Origin of the sequence: Arsukibacterium tuosuense (assembly GCF_900215315.1) — a bacterium.
Lineage (GTDB): Bacteria > Pseudomonadota > Gammaproteobacteria > Enterobacterales > Alteromonadaceae > Alishewanella > Alishewanella tuosuense.
Genome location: NZ_OBEB01000001.1, coordinates 613,731 through 632,473 on the forward strand (window position 1 = coordinate 613,731; position 18,743 = coordinate 632,473).

The 18,743-nt window shown below is 50.2% G+C and carries 16 protein-coding genes; 7 read left to right on the top strand and 9 right to left on the bottom strand.

Annotated elements, in window-relative coordinates:
* Positions 1-241 precede the first annotated feature (241 nt).
* Positions 242-652 carry a hypothetical protein gene (locus CRO03_RS02845; RefSeq protein WP_097110042.1) on the bottom strand — a complete coding sequence of 137 codons (411 nt, stop codon included), beginning with the start codon at positions 650-652 and terminating at the stop codon, positions 242-244.
* A gap of 308 nt (positions 653-960) precedes the next feature.
* A complete protein-coding gene (locus CRO03_RS02850; protein WP_097110043.1) occupies positions 961-1,911 on the bottom strand; it encodes a helix-turn-helix transcriptional regulator in 951 nt (316 codons plus the stop codon).
* A 194-nt stretch (positions 1,912-2,105) separates the two neighbouring features.
* Here CRO03_RS02850 and CRO03_RS02855 point away from each other — a divergent pair, with 194 nt between their 5' ends.
* The 3 genes from CRO03_RS02855 (at position 2,106) to CRO03_RS02865 (ending at position 4,705) form a co-directional block, all read left to right on the top strand.
* The gene (locus CRO03_RS02855; RefSeq protein ID WP_097110044.1) at positions 2,106-2,729 is read left to right on the top strand and encodes a glutathione S-transferase family protein; all 624 of its coding nucleotides are present in this window, start codon (positions 2,106-2,108) and stop codon (positions 2,727-2,729) included.
* A 237-nt stretch (positions 2,730-2,966) separates the two neighbouring features.
* Positions 2,967-3,521: a DUF4198 domain-containing protein gene (locus CRO03_RS02860; RefSeq protein ID WP_245861410.1), complete on the top strand. Its 555-nt coding sequence runs from the start codon at positions 2,967-2,969 to the stop codon at positions 3,519-3,521.
* 11 nt (positions 3,522-3,532) lie between these two features.
* Complete coding sequence (locus CRO03_RS02865) at positions 3,533-4,705, top strand: lipase family protein (RefSeq protein WP_097110045.1); 1,173 nt, start codon at positions 3,533-3,535, stop codon at positions 4,703-4,705.
* 77 nt (positions 4,706-4,782) lie between these two features.
* On the opposite strand, the gene CRO03_RS02870 is transcribed toward CRO03_RS02865, so the two are convergent.
* The 7 genes from CRO03_RS02870 to CRO03_RS02900 form a co-directional block, all read right to left on the bottom strand.
* Complete coding sequence (locus CRO03_RS02870) at positions 4,783-5,160, bottom strand: DUF1622 domain-containing protein (RefSeq protein ID WP_097110046.1); 378 nt, start codon at positions 5,158-5,160, stop codon at positions 4,783-4,785.
* A 116-nt stretch (positions 5,161-5,276) separates the two neighbouring features.
* On the bottom strand, positions 5,277-5,753 hold the full coding sequence (locus CRO03_RS02875) for an NYN domain-containing protein (RefSeq protein ID WP_097110047.1): 477 nt from the start codon (positions 5,751-5,753) through the stop codon (positions 5,277-5,279).
* Positions 5,754-5,790: 37 nt separating this feature from the next.
* On the bottom strand, positions 5,791-6,354 hold the full coding sequence (locus CRO03_RS02880) for a hypothetical protein (RefSeq protein ID WP_097110048.1): 564 nt from the start codon (positions 6,352-6,354) through the stop codon (positions 5,791-5,793).
* 106 nt (positions 6,355-6,460) lie between these two features.
* Positions 6,461-7,021: a TMEM165/GDT1 family protein gene (locus CRO03_RS02885; protein WP_097110049.1), complete on the bottom strand. Its 561-nt coding sequence runs from the start codon at positions 7,019-7,021 to the stop codon at positions 6,461-6,463.
* A 74-nt stretch (positions 7,022-7,095) separates the two neighbouring features.
* Positions 7,096-10,179: an efflux RND transporter permease subunit gene (locus CRO03_RS02890; RefSeq protein ID WP_097110050.1), complete on the bottom strand. Its 3,084-nt coding sequence runs from the start codon at positions 10,177-10,179 to the stop codon at positions 7,096-7,098.
* Positions 10,176-13,448, bottom strand: a complete 3,273-nt coding sequence (locus CRO03_RS02895; RefSeq protein ID WP_097110051.1) for an efflux RND transporter permease subunit — start codon at positions 13,446-13,448, stop codon at positions 10,176-10,178. The genes CRO03_RS02890 and CRO03_RS02895 overlap by 4 nt, the downstream gene beginning before the upstream one ends.
* Before the next feature lie 77 nt (positions 13,449-13,525).
* Positions 13,526-14,581 carry an efflux RND transporter periplasmic adaptor subunit gene (locus CRO03_RS02900; RefSeq protein ID WP_097110052.1) on the bottom strand — a complete coding sequence of 352 codons (1,056 nt, stop codon included), beginning with the start codon at positions 14,579-14,581 and terminating at the stop codon, positions 13,526-13,528.
* A 317-nt stretch (positions 14,582-14,898) separates the two neighbouring features.
* On the opposite strand from CRO03_RS02900, the gene CRO03_RS02905 reads away from it, so the two are divergent.
* The 4 genes from CRO03_RS02905 (at position 14,899) to CRO03_RS02920 (ending at position 18,706) form a co-directional block, all read left to right on the top strand.
* The gene (locus CRO03_RS02905) at positions 14,899-16,371 is read left to right on the top strand and encodes an OmpP1/FadL family transporter (protein ID WP_097110053.1); all 1,473 of its coding nucleotides are present in this window, start codon (positions 14,899-14,901) and stop codon (positions 16,369-16,371) included.
* A 197-nt stretch (positions 16,372-16,568) separates the two neighbouring features.
* Positions 16,569-17,237: a DUF4136 domain-containing protein gene (locus CRO03_RS02910; RefSeq protein WP_097110054.1), complete on the top strand. Its 669-nt coding sequence runs from the start codon at positions 16,569-16,571 to the stop codon at positions 17,235-17,237.
* Between the two features lie 104 nt (positions 17,238-17,341).
* Entirely contained in the window at positions 17,342-18,166 is an 825-nt protein-coding gene (locus CRO03_RS02915) for a pseudouridine synthase (RefSeq protein WP_097110055.1), read from the top strand.
* A gap of 90 nt (positions 18,167-18,256) precedes the next feature.
* Positions 18,257-18,706 carry a c-type cytochrome gene (locus CRO03_RS02920; protein ID WP_097110056.1) on the top strand — a complete coding sequence of 150 codons (450 nt, stop codon included), beginning with the start codon at positions 18,257-18,259 and terminating at the stop codon, positions 18,704-18,706.
* The last annotated feature ends 37 nt before the right edge of the window (positions 18,707-18,743 follow it).

Genomic DNA, 18,743 nt, shown 5'->3' on the forward strand with positions numbered 1-18,743 from the left:
GGTTGACCGATCCCTTATCAACCTCGCTTTGGCCTGGTTCGCACTTTAGCCAACATCAGCATATAAAATTTTTGCTTTAGTTTTATAGTCTGGCCAGACTAACGGTTAGCTTTTCTGATAAACGGTATCTGCGTTAACCATAGCCGCGCTTCAGTCACTAGCCGCTACAGTTAAATACTACTGGCAGAATAAGGCCGGTAAAACCGGGTGTGGCAGGATAAATACAAGTGGTAAGGCTAAGTTAGTATGCCACTTTTGGGCTGCTGCGAACTAAAAAGTAAAAACAAACACCCAGCAGGATGTATCTGGGAACAATGTTCATCAAACCTGTTAAGGTGATGGTATTAAACAACAGATAATACAAGTCAAATAACATGAATGGTGCCAGCAACAGGGCGTAGAATGTTGCATCAGCTGCTCTGTTGATTAACCGGCTAACTACGGCCAGCACCAGAAATGCTGCCGCCAGCGGAATAGCAATAGTAACCAGGTCAACCAAGGCAAAAGCAAACATGCCCAGCGATTTAACTAGTGGCGTTAACAAGTCAGCCGATACCGGCACTGCCGCGCCAATACCGATAATAACAATTGAGGCAACTACGAACAGAGAACCAAGTATTAACGGCAATATCCGATTTTTAAACAATTCCATTAGTTTTTTGTTTCCAATCCAGTTTATGCGTTTTAAGAGTGTTGTTGGTATAGCCGAACCCAGAAGGCAGTTTCAAAAATGGCTCCAAGCAACAGAAAAGCAAGTCCTCCTGCCGGAATACCAAGCAGATAACAGCCCATAGCAGCTAACAGGCATAATATTGTCAGGCACCATCTCTTGATAAAATTCATTGCCCTTTCCTTATTATTTTGTAATACACTTAAACTATGCCTGCATTTAAATGTAAATCAAGAGTTTTTATTTTATCCTTTATTACTCGTTAAAATGAGTCGGAGAGAACAGTTAAGCTAGTTCCCGGCAAATTGCATTAGTTTATCAGCATGGCGCTTCAGCGCCTGTTTCAACTCTGGCGGCTGAATTATGCTGAAATCAAAAGGTAACTGGCTTAACCACAAGGCGAAGCAGTCGCTGCTGTCGGTGCGGCTGTTAAGTAATAACCCCCCATTCTGCGGTTTCAGCATGCCGGCCATGGCGCCTAACACTTCTGCTGCTGTACGTTGATCAGTGTGCAGTAGTACCTGCACATCCATATTACCTGCCATATTGTTCAGGCTGTGCTGAAAATGTTCTGCACTGTTGAAGTCGGCCGGGCGAATAAAACTATCAGTAAGCGGCTCGACATGGTGTAAGCGGTCCAGGCGGAAGGTGCGCAGCTCCTGCCGTAAATGACAATAGCCACTCATGTACCAGCGGCCCTGGCGAAACAGTAAACCATAGGGGTCTACCTGACGGGTTATTGGCGGCTGTTGATTGGCAGCATAACTAATGATTACCGAGTATTGCTGCTCAATAGCATTAAGTAGCGGCTCAAGATGCTGGCGCGGGGTGTCAGCTGCAGCCACAGGCAGCATGATATTAATATTGCCGGCTATAGCTCTGGCCCGCGACTTCAGTTTCGCTGGCATAACCCGTTCCAGCTTGGCCTGCACACCGCTTATTGCCGCTTCGGTATCTGCCAGTCTCAGGTTCTTCGCCGCTAACAGACCAAGCGATAACGCCAGCGTTTCTTCATTGGTAAACATCATCGGCGGCAATTTATACCCCGCCACCAGCATATAGCCGCCGCTGCAGCCGTGCTCAGAGGTCACCGGAATACCCAGGTCTTCCAGCACCCGGATATAGCGCCTCACGGTTCGTTTATCCACCCCCAGATGGCTGGCCAGCTCGCTGCCGCTAAGCTGATTATTAGACTGCAACAGCTCCAGTAAGCTCAGCACCCGCACCGTTGGCGCGCTCACTTCTCCACCACTTGCTTCATTCTTTTACTCAGTATGGTTAACCTGGCAGAAAATATAGCAAACAATTAGGACATGTTCTGTCCTACATAGAAATTAAAGTGGCTTGCAGGCGGGTTAAACCCGCCTGACTGCACTATCACTTTGCTGATTAGTCGCAACTATTCTGACGTTATTAACCCACAAGGAACAGCAACATGCCTCAACTTACTTTGTACACTAACCCGAATTCACGCGGCCGGATTATTCGCTGGCTATTGGAGGAACTGAACGTGCCCTACACAGTTAAAGTGCTGGAATATGGTGCTGAAATTAAATCAGCCGAATTTTTAGCGCTGAACCCTCTGGGCAAGGTTCCGGTAATCACCCATGGCGATTTAGTGGTTACTGAAACGGCAGCAATATGCGCTTATCTGGCGGACTATTTCGCCGATAAGCAACTGGCACCGGCAACTGACAGCCCAAAGCGCGGCACTTACTACCGCTGGTTGTTCTTTGCGGCAGGGCCGATGGAAATGGCCACCACGGCAAAAGCATATGACTGGCGAATTGATGACGAAAATGTGCAGGCGGTCGGCTGTGGTTTTTATCAGGATATGCTGAATACCCTGGAAACAGCACTTAACAATGGGCCCTATATTTGTGGTGAGCAATTTACCGCGGCAGATGTCTACGTTGGCAGCCATATTGGCTGGGGGATCCAATTTAAAACCGTTGAAGAACGGCCCGCTTTTACTGCCTATGTGCAGCGGCTTTATGCCAGGGAAGCGGCCATGCGGGCTAACCAGCTGGATGATGCTCTGCTACCTACATCTGCCTGACACTGCTGACACTGCTGACACTGCTGACAAAACCAGCATTAATGCTGGCTACTCGCGGTTCTAATTATACCGGACAGCCAAACTGTCCGGTATTATCGCAAGTAACTGCGTCGTAGCCCGGTAAATACAGCAGCTGCCTGATCGCCCGCGGCTGCTTCATCAAAACTTAACAATAATGTGTTTACAATAAATTGTTATTTGTTATATTTTAGCAACGTTACATGAGCCGGAATGAAAATGGCTGATTTAAATTGCTGGCGTAAACCGGTGCCGTTAATGCTGGTGACGTTCAGCGTAACAGTTCTGATTATTTTCTCACAACAGGCTATGGCAGATATGTTTAGTTGGCTGAAAAAAACCGATGTCCATTTATCTCCGGCGGTACAGGGTACCGTTTTACTCGATGGTAAACCTGTAACGGGTGCAGAAGTGCTGCGCGAACTTACTTACGACAAAGACTATGTTGACAAAGCCTACACTGCAGAGGATGGCAGCTTTAGTTTTCCAGAGAAATATATCCGCTCCCGCAAGCCAGATAGTCTGATGGAGATGCGCACCCGACAAGTTATCAGTCTGCGCTATCAGGATAAACAATACCTGCTTTGGTACCTGACTACCTCCAGCATAACGCCACAACAAGCTGTAGTAAAAAAGCTTTCTTCATTGCAGTGTGACCTTAATAATAAAGAGCTGGAACAGGTATTCAGCAATATCGAAAAACCAGATTTTCCCCACAGCACCTTTAGTATTTGCCGCTGGAACGACGAACAGCTTACTCTCATTACTGAATAAGGATATGACTTGTGACTGCACTTACCCCGCGTGTTGCTGCCGAACTGGCAGATATTGTCTATCAGATTGAACGGCCTTCAGCTTCAGGTATTTACCGGCTGAACATGGGCAACTATGAACTGCGTAATTGCTTTAACTTTGACTTGTCAGAAGGGCCGGTAACAGGGGTTTCTGGTGGTAGTTTATTCAGCCTGTTCAATAAAACCACCGGCTTTGCTTTGGTTGGTAAAGGCATTAATCAATTTGCTAAAGATTATGTTGTCACAATAAGGGGTACCCAAATAAACCGGGACTGGCTGACAAACGCCAATATCGGCCTTAGCGGGGGCGACAATAACACTGTGGTACATGCTGGTTTTAACAAAGCTTTTCACTCTATGAAAGGCGCACTGGAAAAAATATTAGCACCACTACTAGCTGGCAATGCCGGGGCGACTGTGCATTGCGTAGGCCATAGTCTGGGCGGCGCTTTAGCGTCACTGACCGCAGACTGGCTGAAAAACAGCTACAAATGTAATGTCAATTTGTATACCTTTGGTGCCCCACGGGTCGGTATGCATGCGTTTGCAAAGAAGCATACCGGTACTATTAACGCGATTTATCGTTGCACGCATGGCGCAGATCCGGTGCCGATGATTCCGCTGTGGCCTTTTATTCATGCTCCTTATGCCGGCACTGAATACCGGCTGGACAGCGGCAGCGGCATCAGTGTTGAAGCCCATGGTATGGCTGAAAATAAGTCGCCCGGCTATCTGAATACCGCCAATAGCCGCAACTGGCAAGCGCTGAATAAACGCTCTGCTGTGAATTTAGCCCAGATCCGGCTTAAATATGAAAACCGGAATCAGGCATCATTTTCCACTTACTGGGCAGATAAAATCAGTGCTGCGCTGATAACATTGTTAAAAGACGCCGGTTATTACACGGCAGTTCTGGCGCAAGCAAGCATTGGCACCAGTTTAACATTTTACGATCTGCTGGCCCGCTCGCTGGAAAGTATCGCCAAAGCATCAGCAAAATACGCCGAGCAAGCCAGGGGCCTATTAGGCCATATGTTAGTCTTTGCCCGTCAGGCGGTTACTACAGTTACCGACCTTAGCTATAAATTTATTCGCTGGGTATTTGATAAAACGCTGGCGGCGCTGTATCGCAGTGCACGTGATGCAATCAGCAGTGTCATGTAATATGTTAGCGGTTAAATGTCAGTTTTTAGCCGGCGCCGCTTAGCCTTCAGCCAATCTGGCGCCGGATTAACACAACATTATTCCGGCGTTTCTGAACTGGCCAGCTGCCAGGGCCATTTGCCGGTAAGTTCTACCTCGAGGGTAAAACTTAAAAATGTCCGGATTAGCACTACCAGCGCCAGCACGCCGACAGTAGAGAACGTCAGCTCAACGGCAACCGTATGAATAATATCGGCTGCAATCAAAAACTCCAGCCCCAGTAAAATACCCCGCCCCAGTCGTTGGCGAATTTCCTGCTGGATAGCACGGGGTGAATCACGCTTAATCAGCCGGATAACGCCATGCAACAACGAATACACGGCAATAACAGTAATAATACCAATGCCCAGCAGCTCAATCGCTACCGCACACCATTCTGGCCAGTTACCCAGTAAGTTGGTTACACCTTCAGTCAAAATACCTCCGTTAGCAATATTGCATCGCGGTTACCAAGCTAAAGCATAGCCTACCTGTAGTTACAATTATGATAGGATCAATATAATCAGCGTAGATATGAAAATGGTTTTCGGGCTTAACCGAGCAATAGTTCCGGGCCAATGGGTATAAAACGGCTGGCGGCGTTAACCAGGGCCTGCGCCGTCAGGCTTGGGACACCATAAACCTCTACTTCAGTCTGGTATTTGCTGATCAGGCGCTCGGCCAGCAGGGCAAAGTCGCCGTCACCCGAGGCCAGCACCAGCACATCACTGTGCTGGCCGTATTCAATAGCATCCAGGGTAATGCCAACGTCCCAGTCGCCCTTGGCTGAGCCATCAGCGCGCTGAATAAAGGGTTTCAGTTTTACTTCAAAACCGATAGCCCGCAGAATATTCTGGAACTGGCGCTGTTTTTCATCACCGCGGTCTATGGCATAGGCGATGGCTTTATCCACCTTGCGCCCGGCTGTCACCTGTGCCCAGAATGCGTTGTAGTCAAAGCTTTTGCCAAAAGCCTGGCGGCTGGTGTAGTAGATATTCTGTACATCAACCAGAATTGTGACACTATTCATCCTGTTCCTTCCATGTTTGTTCCACGGCGAAATGGGGTTAGTCAGGCTTGCCTGCAGCACCCGGCTGCGCCGGTAAAATACTGCCCGGCAGTTTGCTGGCCAGGGCAATTAACCGATGTTGATGCTGGCGCAGCGCCTTGCTGTCCGCCTCAGATAAACACGGTTCTACCACCTGTGTCATATTGTCAGTCTGGGCCAGCAATTGCCGGGCCTGCTCCTGCTGCGCTTGCGGTAAAAACGGTAAGGTTTGCCGGGTAACTGCTAATACCGGTTGCAATGACTGCAGCAATGGCCAGCTGCTTTTGGCTGTGAGTTCCATAAATAATGCCGGGCTTAACTGATGTTCAGCCAGAATATTATCCACCTCGGCCAGGTAGCTTTTACCCTGCTGCTGGGCCCTCATCTCAGTCGCATGGCGCGGCCAGTCACAGTGGCGCTGCAGCCTTACCTTGTGCAACGAGCCTACATCATCCTGTTTTATTTGCGCCAGCTTCGGTAGAGCCGCTTCCAACCGGCTCAGGTTTTGGTCGGTCAGCACCGTAGCAGCATAGGCAGGAACAAAGGCCAATAAACCTGCGCCAAACAGTATTGTTTTTATCATAATAATTCTCTCCGGTTGCCGGTAAACGCCAGCATTTTTGTATTGCGTGACGCTATCAGAACCGATCCCGGCTGAACCCTGGCTGATAACGGGCAGCGTAAATTCTTTATGCTGAGAGTATGGTTAGCACCCCCAGGATGATAAAGACCGCGCAAGCGACACGCCGGGCCCAGTCCAGCGACACTTTTTGCAGCAGCCAGCTGCCGGCATATACCACCGGCACATTGGCCGCCAGCATGCCAAGGGTGGTACCCCAAATTACCATCCAGACTGCGTCCTCAAAGGTCGCCGCCAGAATAACGGTCGCAATCTGGGTTTTATCACCGATTTCGGCCAGAAAAAACAAAATACAACTGGCCGCAAAAGCTCCGTATTTCAGTACCCCGGTCTCATTACTGTCATCTTTATCAGGAATAAGCAGCCATAAACCAACCACAATAAAAGAGCCGCCGAGTAACCAGGGGCCAATCGCCGGCGCGATAAACTGTGCCAGCCAGACACCCAGCCAGGCTGATGCCGCATGGTTAAGTAAAGTCGCCACCAGAATACCGGCAATAATGGCGCCTTTGGCCCGAAACCGTGCCGCCAGAAATAACGATAACAATTGGGTTTTGTCGCCAATTTCAGCGATGGCGACGGCAGAAAACGATGAAAATAAAGCGTCCATTACAACTCTCGGTGGCGAACTTGCGAAAGGCGGCAGGCATTGTATGAACTCTGCCCGCCGGCCGCAACGTTAAATTAGCCCGGAGGTTGTGGTCCGGTTTTGGCCGCCAGTAACACTTTGTCACTGATTTTGCGGCTGCGGTTGACCAGCCGGCCGCAGGCAGCACGCAGTTTCAATAAACCGTAGTAGGTTAACGGCACTAACAGTAAGCTGGTTAAGGTTGAGAATAGCAGCCCGCCAATGATGGCAATCGCCATCGGCGCATAGCTGGGGCCACCGCCACCAATCTGGGTGCCACCCATTGCCAGCGGCAACAAGCCCAGCACTGTGGTTGACACTGTCATCAGTATCGGTTTTAAGCGCGCTTCACAGGCATGAATAATAGTGGTTTTCAGGTCCTGCAATGGCAGCAACTCGCGGTCCTGATTTATCCTGTCCACCAGTACTATACCGTTGTTGACCACAATTCCCATCAGCACCAGCATACCAATCATGCCCATCACCCCCATACCGGTGCCGGTTAACAGGAAGGTCCAGAACACCCCTACCAGGGAGAACAGCAACGAACCAATGACTGCAGTGGGCAGTAACAAAGATTCAAATAATGCCGCCATCACAATGTAGATCATCGCTACTGCCAGCAGCATATTGACCATCATTACCTGTTGCTCCTCGTCCTGGCGCTGAAAACTGCCACGAAACGACCAGCGGTAACCTTCCGGCAGGGCCACACTTTTCATCAGCTGTTCAATATCGGCCCGGGCTTTGTCCATATCGGAATCTTTGGCCGGGTTCATCTGAATGGCGACACCAGTAGCCCGGTCAAAGCGGCGGATGCTGGATAATCGCGGCATAATGTTTAAGTCAGCCAGTTGTGCCAGGGTTATCGGCACGCCATTGGCGCTGGTCACCGGCAGCTGCTCTAATTCTGCAACCGACTGGCTGATTTTCTCGTCATAAATCAGCCGCAGCAGCAGTTCGCCCTGTTCCGGACTGCGAAAGGTGCGTAAATTAACCCCACGCAGGGCCAGTGATACACTTTGTGCCACTTGCTGCGCACTGACACCATAACGTTCCAGTTGCTGGTGGTTGAGGATAATTTGTACTTCCTGCTGGCCATCGGTTAAATCAGAGGTAACATCTTCCAGACTGGGTAACCCTTGCAGCATGGGCACCAGCATTTCAGATAATTCCATCAGTACTTCAGTAGAATTACCCAGCAAATGCAATTGCATACCACCGCCGCCGCCCCAGCCAAACACGGGTCGGGCCCGCACCAACGTGGGCCAGTCGCTGCGAATTTTATCTTTTAGCTGGGTCAGGCTCAGCGGCGGCTGCTCTTTTAATAAGATAATCGACATGGCATAACCGGCGGTGTAGTAGCTGTAAACCGACTCGATATGCAGCTCGTCCTGCCGGCTGTACAGGTAAGCCTCCATCAGACTGACTTCATCGCGCACTTCTTCCAGGCTGTAATTGCCCTGAATATGATAGTTAAGAAACAACCGGCCATTGTCGCCATCATCACCGTCGTCTGATCCCATAGAGCCCATTGGCACAACTATACTGGCCAGCACCAGCACAGCAGCCAGTGCCGACAGTTTTGGCCAGTTCATTACCCCTTGCAGGCTGCGCTTGTATAGGCGATCCAGCTTGCTGCCGTTAGCGTTCTCAACCGGAATAGCTTTTAATTTGGTGGTTAACAATGGGATCAGGCTTAGTGCCATCACCAGCGAAATCGCCAGACACAGACAAATGGCAATTGCCACGTGCTCAAGGAAAATAGTCAGCTGCATTTTCTGGCCGATAATATTTGGTAAAAACACGATAGCCGTAGTGGCGGTGCCGGCCAGCACTGCCAGGCTTACCCGGCGCACACCGCGCTCGGTGGCAGCCCGGATATCGCCCCCTGCCGCGCGCTCACGAAAAATACTCTCGGTAACCACCACCGCATTATCAACCAGCATCCCTATGGCCAGCATTAAACCCATCATGCTGAGGATATTCAGGCTGTAACCCATAAAGTACATGGCGCCCAGCGCAATAATAATGGCACTGGGTACCGACAGTACGACCACCAGGGTGGTGGTCAAATGCCGCAAAAATAAGTACAGCACCACAAAAGACAACAAAGCGCCAATTGCTCCGGCCATTAATAAGTCTTTAAGTGAGGTTGTAACACCATCCGCGACATCGTCCATAATGTACAGATTTATACCGTTAAAAGCCGGATTGCTGTCGGCCGCTTCCACCACGGCCATTGCGGCCTTAGCAACCTCAACCAGATTAGCTCCCGACTCTTTAAACACATTCATGCCGACGGCATAAGTCTGGTTTAAGTGCCGACCGTCTTCCCGCTTTGGCAGTTCCAGGGCGATGCTGGCGACGTCACGCAGCATTAAACCCGGCCGCACCGGCAGCCGTTCAATTTCAGCCAGCTCGCGGTACTCTCCCAACGGCTTAATTAAAACACTCTGTTCAGCGTTTCTAAGCTCGCCGGCGGTCAGGGCAAAGTTACTGCCCCGCAGCTGCGCCAATAATGCATTGGCATCCACATTCAGCGCTTTTAGTTTATCCGGGTCAAGCCTGATAATGACCTGGCGTTTCTCCACCCCATATAATTCAACCTTTGACACCCCCTGCACCCGTTCCAGCGGCCGCTTTATCTGCTGCTCCAGCAAGTCGTAGGCCATAGCCAGGTCACGCTCAGACGATATCCGTAACTGAAATATCGGCATATCGTCAGTATTGAACTGAAATACCAGCACCCGCTCCACATCATCCGGCAGTAAATGGCGCACTGTATCTATCCGCTCGCGCACTTCCAGGCTCTTACTGCCGATATTTTCACTCCAGTTAAACTCCAGTGACACCTCACCGCTGTTTTCATTGGAAAAACTGCGCATTTGTTTAATACCGCTGACCGTCGCCAGTGCTTCTTCCAGCGGCCGGGTGATCAGCCGCTCAACTTCCGCCGGGCTGGCATTGTTATACGGCACATTGACATATAACTGCGGAATATCAATACCCGGGAACATCTCCAGTGGCAGTAACCGGCTGGCCAGGCCGCCGAATAACAGCAACGAAATAAATAACATAGTGACGGTAACCGGCCGGCTTAATGCCAGCCGGGTAATGGCTAAGGGTTTCTCAGTCATACCGCCTCCTGCGTATTGCCCGCTACCACAGCCGGCTCAGCAGCTTGCTGTTGCCGGCTGAATAATCCATATAACACCGGAATAAATACCAGAGTCAGTAAGGTCGATAACAGTAAGCCAAAAATAACGGTAACAGCCATCGGAGCGCGGATTTCACTGCCGTCGCCGCCACCCAGCGCCATTGGCAGTAAGCCCAATACCGTAGTCAGAGTGGTCATCAGTACCGGCCGCAAACGGCTGGCGCCGCCTTCAATAATCGCGTCGGTTAACGCCATTCCGCTCTGCCGTAACTGGTTAATCCGGTCGATCAGCACAATGGCATTGTTAACCACAATACCAGCCAGCATAATCAGACCAATAAACACGATGACGGACAACCGGGTATCGGTTAACCACAAGCCAAGAATAGCGCCGGCACCGGCCAGCGGTACCGTAAATAAAATAAGCAGCGGCTGCAGCAGATTCTCAAACTGTGAGGCCATTACTAAGTACACCAGGAAAACAGCCAGTAACAATGCCATAGTCAGTGAGCTATAGGCCCGCTGCATTTCTTCGCTCTGGCCGGCCACCATGGCGCTAACGCCAAATGGCAGGCTTTGCTTTGCTACAATGGCACGGGCGCTGGCGGTGGCTTGCTCTAAGTCACCAAAAGCCAGGTTAGCACTGACAATAGCCACCCGTTGCTGGGCAACCCGGGTAATTTCGCTGGGGCCAAGTTCGCGACGAATATCGGCTACTGCCGACAAAGGTAATGGCTGGGCACTGCCCGGGTTAATAATCAGCGATGCTAACTGTTGCTCATTTTGCCGGTATTCCTCAGCCAGACGAACCCGGATATCGATTTTGCGGTCATTCACCGAATACTGGCCCGCGACTTCGCCACCAACATACACCGCTACCCGTTTTGCGACCTGCTGCGCCGTCATGCCAAGCTGTGCCAGCCGGGCATGGTCAAAGTAGAGGGTTATTTCCGGCTGTCCCGGCCGCAGGCTGGTTTTAACATCAGTAAAACGCGGCTCCGCAGCCAGGCTTGTCAGCAGCTGATCAGCAGCCTGCTTCAGTTCGGCCAGTTCAAAGCCAGTTAACTCAATTTCCAGCGGGGTAGCAAAACTAAATAGTTCCGGCTTATCGAAACGGGCTTTAACCCCGGCCATACCAGCAATATGCTGGCGTAACTGTTCAGTTACCTGCTGTTCGGCCCGGGCATCAGTGCCGGGCAGCATCACAATGTTCAACCGGCCCCAGTGGCTGCCGCCAATGGCCGGGTCTACTGTCATCTGGGCACCGGTTCCTACCTGGCCGTAACTACGAGCAACCCCGGCCAGCGGTGTGGCAACTGCTGCCAGTTCTTTTAGCACAGCATCGGTTTGTTCAATGGCACTGCCAATCGGCAGTTGCACTTCAACATAAAATTCGCCCTGACTCAGCTCCGGGATCACATCGGCACCTAGGCGTGGTAACAAGCTGTAACATAACCCTGCCACCAACAAGGTGCTGCCAATGGTCAGCCATTTAGCCTGCAGTGCGCCACTTAGTAAACGGCGATAAGCGCGGGTAAGACCGTCCAGACCAGCTTTAACCACAAACAGCAGCGGTTTAAATACCAGCCCGAGGACCCGGCTGACTGCCCGCCACAGCAACGTAAACAGGCTTAGCAGGCCAAGTAAGATGAAATAGAGGCCTTTAAAAATCATCCCGGGCACCCACCACAAGATACGGCCCAGTTTATGATACCAGCGGGTGCCTTTTACGCTGGCTGCTGCCGGTTCAACTTCGGCAGCACTACTAACCCGGCGCTGACGGGCCGCCATAGTTGGGATCAGGGTCAGCGCCACCACCAGCGAGACTAATAAAGCAAAAGTAACTGTTAACGCCTGATCTTTAAAAAGCTGGCCGGCAATTCCTTCTACAAACACCAGCGGAAAAAACACCGCGACGGTGGTCAGGGTTGAGGCAGTGATCGCCATCGCCACTTCGCCGGTACCGGTTCTCGCTGCCTCGGGCGCAGATTTACCCTGCTCTTTGTGGCGGGCTATGTTTTCCAGCACCACGATGGCGTTATCGACCAGTAGACCGACGGCCAGGGCAATGCCGCCCAGGCTCATCATATTCAGGGTAATACCCTGACCGTACATCAGATTAAAAGTAGCTATAATTGAAACGGGAATAGATACCGAAATAATTACCGTAGCCCAGACATTACGCAAAAATAAATACAACACCAGCATCGCCAGTAAACCACCGACTATGCCGGCCGACTTCACTTCACTGATCGCCTGTTTAATAAAGGCAGACTGGTCGTACACCAGGGTCAGACTGTAATCCTGCGGCAGCCCTTTGCGTAGTTCAGGCAACTGCGCCAGCAGCGATTCTGCAACTTTAACAGTGTTGGCATCCCCCTCCTTATAAATGGCAACTTCAATGGCTTCAGCGCCGTTAACGTAAGTCACGCTTTTGCGATCAGCATAGGCATCGACCACGGTGGCGACATCTTTTAAGCGAATTTGTGAATTGCCGACCGTCGCCAGATAGAGGTTTTCAATCGCGGATAAATCGGCAAACTGGTTAATGGTTCTTACCAGAAAATCGTAACCCGGGGTTTCCAGCCGGCCACCAGCCAGATTGATGTTTTCCTCGGCCAGCCGGCTGCTGATTAAACCGATATCCAGCTGCAGCTGGCTTAGTTTATTCGGGTCGACCAGTACCTGAATTTCCTGGTTTAAACCGCCGTCCGGCCGCACCGCTGCGATACCAGGCATCGCTTCCAGTTTGCGGCGTAAATCTTCTTCAGCGTAAGTACGCAGCGACACCAGCTCTCGCTCGCTGCTGATGCCAGCTTCCCGACTTAATGCTAACCTTACCACCGGGTCTAAGTTAGGGTTAAAACGCAGTAAAAGTGGTTTTTCTATATCCAGCGGCAGCATCAGTACGTCAAGCTTTTCCCGTACTTCCAGCATGGCCAGGTCCATATCTGTGCCCCAGTCAAACTCCAGTACCACATCAGAGCGGCCAGAGCGCGATACGGATTGCACTCTATGGACGCCTTTGACAATACCCAGTGCTTCCTCAATGGGTTTGCTGACCAGCTGCTCAACTTCAACCGGCGCCGCGCCCAGATATTCAGTACGAATGGTTAAGCTGGGATAGGATAAGTCAGGCAGTAAATTAACGGCCAGTCGTCCGGCGGACACTAAGCCAAATAACAGGATGCCAAAGGTAAACATCCATATTGTGACCGGGCGCGCTACCGCTACATCAACCAGTTTCATAATCGATTCCTTTTCAGTATTTTCTTATTTTTTGTTCATTACTGGGGTTAACTGCCCGGCAATGCCGGGCGTAGCAGTTAAAATTCGCGGGTCGTCACTACCGTCACTAAGCTTTGATCTTTCAGGGCGCCCTGTCCGGCAACAACAACTTTCTCGCCCGTGGCCACGCCATCTAAAATTTCAACTGTGCTATCTGAACTGTAACCAAGATGCACGGCTTTGCGGCTGACTTTATCCTCAGCATCGACCACAAACACGCTGTGCTGATTATCGATGGTGATAATAGCCCGCTTAGGCACCAGCAGCGCTTCTGGTTTAACATCAAATTTCAGTTCTACCTGGGCAAACATGCCAGGGCGCAACTCTCCGACACTGTTGTCGATAATCAGGGTGGTGCGCACTGTGCCTGACTGGGCGTCAACCACCGGTGAAATACGACTAACATTGGCTTTAACCGGTAACATGCCGGCAAAACGCAGAATGGCTGCCTGACCCGCTTTCGCCTGCGCCAGTTGTTGCTCCGGGATATGGACCACGGCTTCCAGCTCTGCATTGGCTACCAGATGAAACAATGACTGCGGTGCCATCTGGCTTATTAACTGACCCGTTTTTACATAACGACGGGACACAACGCCGCTGATAGGGGCACGAATTTCAGTTTCGCGTACGCTTAACTCCGCTAAATCTACAGAAGCTTTAACTGAGTCATGTTGCCAACGCAGCTTTTCATACACATCGGTACTGATTAATTTGCGCTGGTACATTTCAGCCATCCGTTGCAGTTCACTATCCAACCGGCTTAATTCGGCTTGCTCTTTGGCCAGCATAAAGCGCTGCCGCTCATTTTCCAGCACTGCCAGTAACTGGCCAGCCTCAACGTAGTCACCCTCTTCCACCAGTACTTGCTGGACGATGCCGCTGCTTTTACTGATAACGTCGGTTTCCGCCCGCGCCGCCAGGGTGGCATTGGTGTGGTAACTGCTGCTGATTTCGCCACGGCGTGCCAGGGACGCTTCCACCGGTATTGCGATGACTTCCGCGGTATCACTGTTGCTGCTGCTGTTGGCCTGATTACAGCCTGTTAAAAAAACGGCAGAGCTGAATAACGCCACAACCAGAGTTAACTTTTTCATTTTATTAGGTCCTTGTTATGCACTTACCGTCAGGTTGTTGGCTAACGGCATTTCAAATCAGTTGTTACTACTGGTAGCGACTAATGCAGAGCCTGTGCCAGCCTGAATTTTATATTTTTATTATTTAATTTCAATCAGTTAAACAGCTTTAATATGTAATCAAATATTATTGGCACCCCGCAGTTGGCGAGTTACGCTAAAATTTGGTGAAAAATAGCGAGTTATTGCGTTAAATGGGCCAAACAGCAGGAAATAGTGCATATACTCTAAGGTCTGACCTCTCTATAATGACAAAACGTTAATTACGGAGTAAGCACATGAATTTATCTAAAAGCCGCCTCAGCCTGGCTGTAATACTTACCATCAGCAGTGCCAGTGTATCTGCCGAAGGTTACAAATTATTTGAGCAATCGGTCAGTAGCATGGGCAACGCCTATGCTGGACGCGGTGCCCAAATTACCGATGCCAGCCTGGTGTATTCTAACCCGGCCGCGTTAACCAGACTCAGCGGCGCTGAGCTATCAGCCGGTTTAAACCTGATTAACGCTAAAACTAACTACCGCAATGCCAGCGCGCAAAGTGCTAACGGCCAACCTGTAGTTGGACGATCAGAAGGGGCAAATAGTTTAAATGAGCTGGTCCCTTTTGTGTTTTACGCCAACAAGCTGTCGGAACAACTGAGCTGGGGCATTGGCTTTTATGTGCCGTTTGGCTTGTCATCAAATTACGACAACGATTTTGTTGGCCGCTACTTTGCCGATGAAACGGCAATTCAGGTATTAAGCCTGCAACCTGCGGTGGGTTATAAGTTAAATGAGAAGTGGTCTGTCGGTGCTGGCATATCGATAAACCATATTGAAGGCACCTTATCGAAATACAAAGATCACAGCGGTTTGTGTGAGCTTGGCGAGGCAGCCACCAACGCCATGTTCGGCGCACCGGTATATAACGACGCATACTGCAACAGTCAGTACGAAGTTGCCGGCGATGATTTTGCCGTTGGTTATACCCTGGGCATTCACGGCGAGCCGGTTGCCGGCACCCGGTTAGCACTGACCTGGCATTCTCCAGTACGGTACCAGCTGCAAGGTGATTCAGTCATTACCAATACCCCTATCACCGGCGCCAGCGCTGCGGGCAATCCGAATTATCAGGTGGTAGCGCCACAATTACCGGCTATCGATTTAAGCACCGGCAAACTGGCCGCAACCAGCCAGTTAACAGAAGCCAGCCAATTAGCCCTTACCACGCCGGCCAGTGCGGCATTCAGCCTGGATCAGCAACTGACCAAAGCCTTATCTGTCCAGCTAAGCCTGGCCTGGACCGAATGGAGCGAGTTTCAGAGCATCGATATTGTCAGTAACGACCCGGCGCCGAGTATCTCGTTAAATACCCAGCGGCCACCCAACCTGAACAGTGCTGGTTACATTGGCTATATTCCGCAGCAATGGCAAAACAGCTGGTCATTCGCGCTGGGGGCAACCTATATTCTCCAGCCCGAGCTTACCCTGAAAGCCGGAGTGGCGTTTGACGAAAATCCGATTGCATCAGAACACAAAACAGCCCGGATCCCGACTGATGACCGGGTATGGCTTACCGTGGGCGGTAACTGGCAGTTTACTGAACAGTTAACGATGGATATTGCTTATGGTTATTTGTTTACCGGTGATGTGTCGGTAAATGAGCGTGAATATAATGTGCAGAATGAGCCACTTTACGCCAGCGGCTATCAGGGGCAGTACAGCAACAAAGGACAATTACTGGCCGTGCAGTTTAATTACCGGTTTTAATACCGCCTGATCTGCCGCCCTGCTTTGCAGGGTCTGGCTGAGTGCCAACACTCAGCCAGGGTTCATCCCCCTGAACTACACTCTTCGTTTTACCGTTACTGAACTACAGCTTTACAAATTAACCAAACTTATTGTTTAGCTTTGGGTCTTAGCTACTATACACTTAAGTTATTGTTTTACGCTGTTAAGAGGCAATTATGGCTATTTTTAATAACACGCAGGTTCGTATTTTCAGCCTTAGCGCTGCGCTGTTACTTGGGCTTAGCGCGTGTTCCAGCACACGTCAGGCCATGGTAGATTATGATCGGACTGTTAATTTTCAACAGTATCAGACTTATGGCTTCTATCAGCCCAGCCCGGAAGAGCGCGCTGCAACTGAGCAAGCCGCTTCGGCTGAACCGCTGGCAGAACAGGCAAAAACTGAAGATGCTGAAACTAAAGCCTATACCACCTTATTAGACCAGCATTTTAAAAGTGCTATTAATACCGAGATGGCCGCGCTGGGTTATCAGTACAGTGAGCAAAATCCACAGCTGTTAGTTAATTATATGACCAACGTGGAAACCCGCAGTGATGTGCGCAGCTCACCGTTTTCAATTAATGCCGGTTACGGCTATTACGGCAGAAGCAGCAGTTTTATGTTTGGTATTCCGCTATTTGGCAATCAATTAGAAAAAACCGAGTATAAAGTAGGTACAGTGACAATTGATGTTATTGATGCCAGTGAACAACGGCTGGTATGGCAAGGCCTGATTGACGGCCGGCTGACGAAAAAAGCCATGGCAAACCCACAGCAAGCGATTAACGAGACAGTGCAGCTGATTTATCAGAGTTATCCGACCCGGTTAACCGAAGAAAAAAACTAAATCAGTAAGATGGCAGAAAAAACCGGGAGCCGAAGCTCCCATCACTAACCGAGTGAAAATATCCAGGAAGGAAGGTGTAACAGGGCTAAGTCTGACAGCTATTAATGGCAGTATTATTACAAAATGCCCTGAGTGCTGCTTTTTATTATCTGAGTACGCTAATATTGCGTTTTGCAGATAACAGTAAGCAGACCCTGTTGAATAGCAGACCACAAACTAAACATCGCCTGGCAAAATGGATTGCCCAAAACGGCCACTGTTCACGCCGCGCCGCTGAGCGGTTAATAACTGCCGGCCGGGTGAATGTAAATGGTATAGCCGCCAGGCATACTGACCTGATAGACGATTCTGATCGCATCTTAATAGACGATATCCCCCTTCTCGCGCCACCACCGCTTAGTTACATGTTGTACCATAAACCTGTCGGCATCGATTGTAATAACCGGCCAGATGACCCGGCCAGTTTGCATCAGCTGTTAAAAACCCTTCCGCTGCGCCTGTTTGCAGTAGGCCGGCTCGATAAAGACTCCAGTGGTATGTTGTTACTTAGCAACGACGGCGCGCTGTGTCAGCGGTTAATGCACCCCGATTATCAGCACAGCAAAACCTACCAGGTTGACACAGACAAACCGTTAACTGCAGATTTCATCGGCCAGATGGCCGCGGGCGTCAGCTGGCAGCTTGGCACCAACCACTACCAGTCGCGGCCCTGTCAGGTGAGCGCCACTGGTACCAGCCAATTTAAAATTATTCTGACCCAGGGCCTGCACCGGCAAATTCGCTATATGTGTAAAGCGCTGGGTTACCGGGTTACCGCGTTAAAACGCACCGCCATCGGCGACCTGCCACTAGGGGAGCTGGCGGTTGGGCAGTACCGGGAATTAACAGCTGCCGAAATAACTGACCTGCAAAACATCAATGAAAATTGATCCTCATCAATCTGTATTTGCCAGAATGGACTAGGCTGATTATTAAATGACCAATAAAAACTGGTCTTAGCCACCCGCATGGAGAAAACAATGAAAGTCATACTGATATTGTTAACAGCCCTCGCACTAATTGCCTGCTCAGAAGGCCCGGAGTCACCCAGAGGTTTTAGCTTGCCAGAGGGTAATGTTGAAGCCGGAAAAGCGGTATTTATTTCTTATCAATGTCTATCCTGTCATACCCTGCAGGGAGTAGCTGACAGCAATGCTGAGCAACATTTACCAAAAAAAGTACCATTGGGCGGCGATGTCACTAAGATCAAAACTTATGGTGAGCTTGTTAGCTCAATCATTAACCCTTCGCATAAGATCGCTCCGGGCTTCAAACGTGAAGGTTACATTGATGACGACGGTCAGTCTTTAATGCGCAATTATAATGATGTCATGACAGTGAATGAATTGGTTGATTTAGTTGCTTTTCTGCAACCTCAATACAATCTGAAGCCGTTTAACCGTACCAATTATCCGAAGTACTTCCCCTGATAAAAACTCTAATTTTCTGCTGAAGAGCCCTAAACCT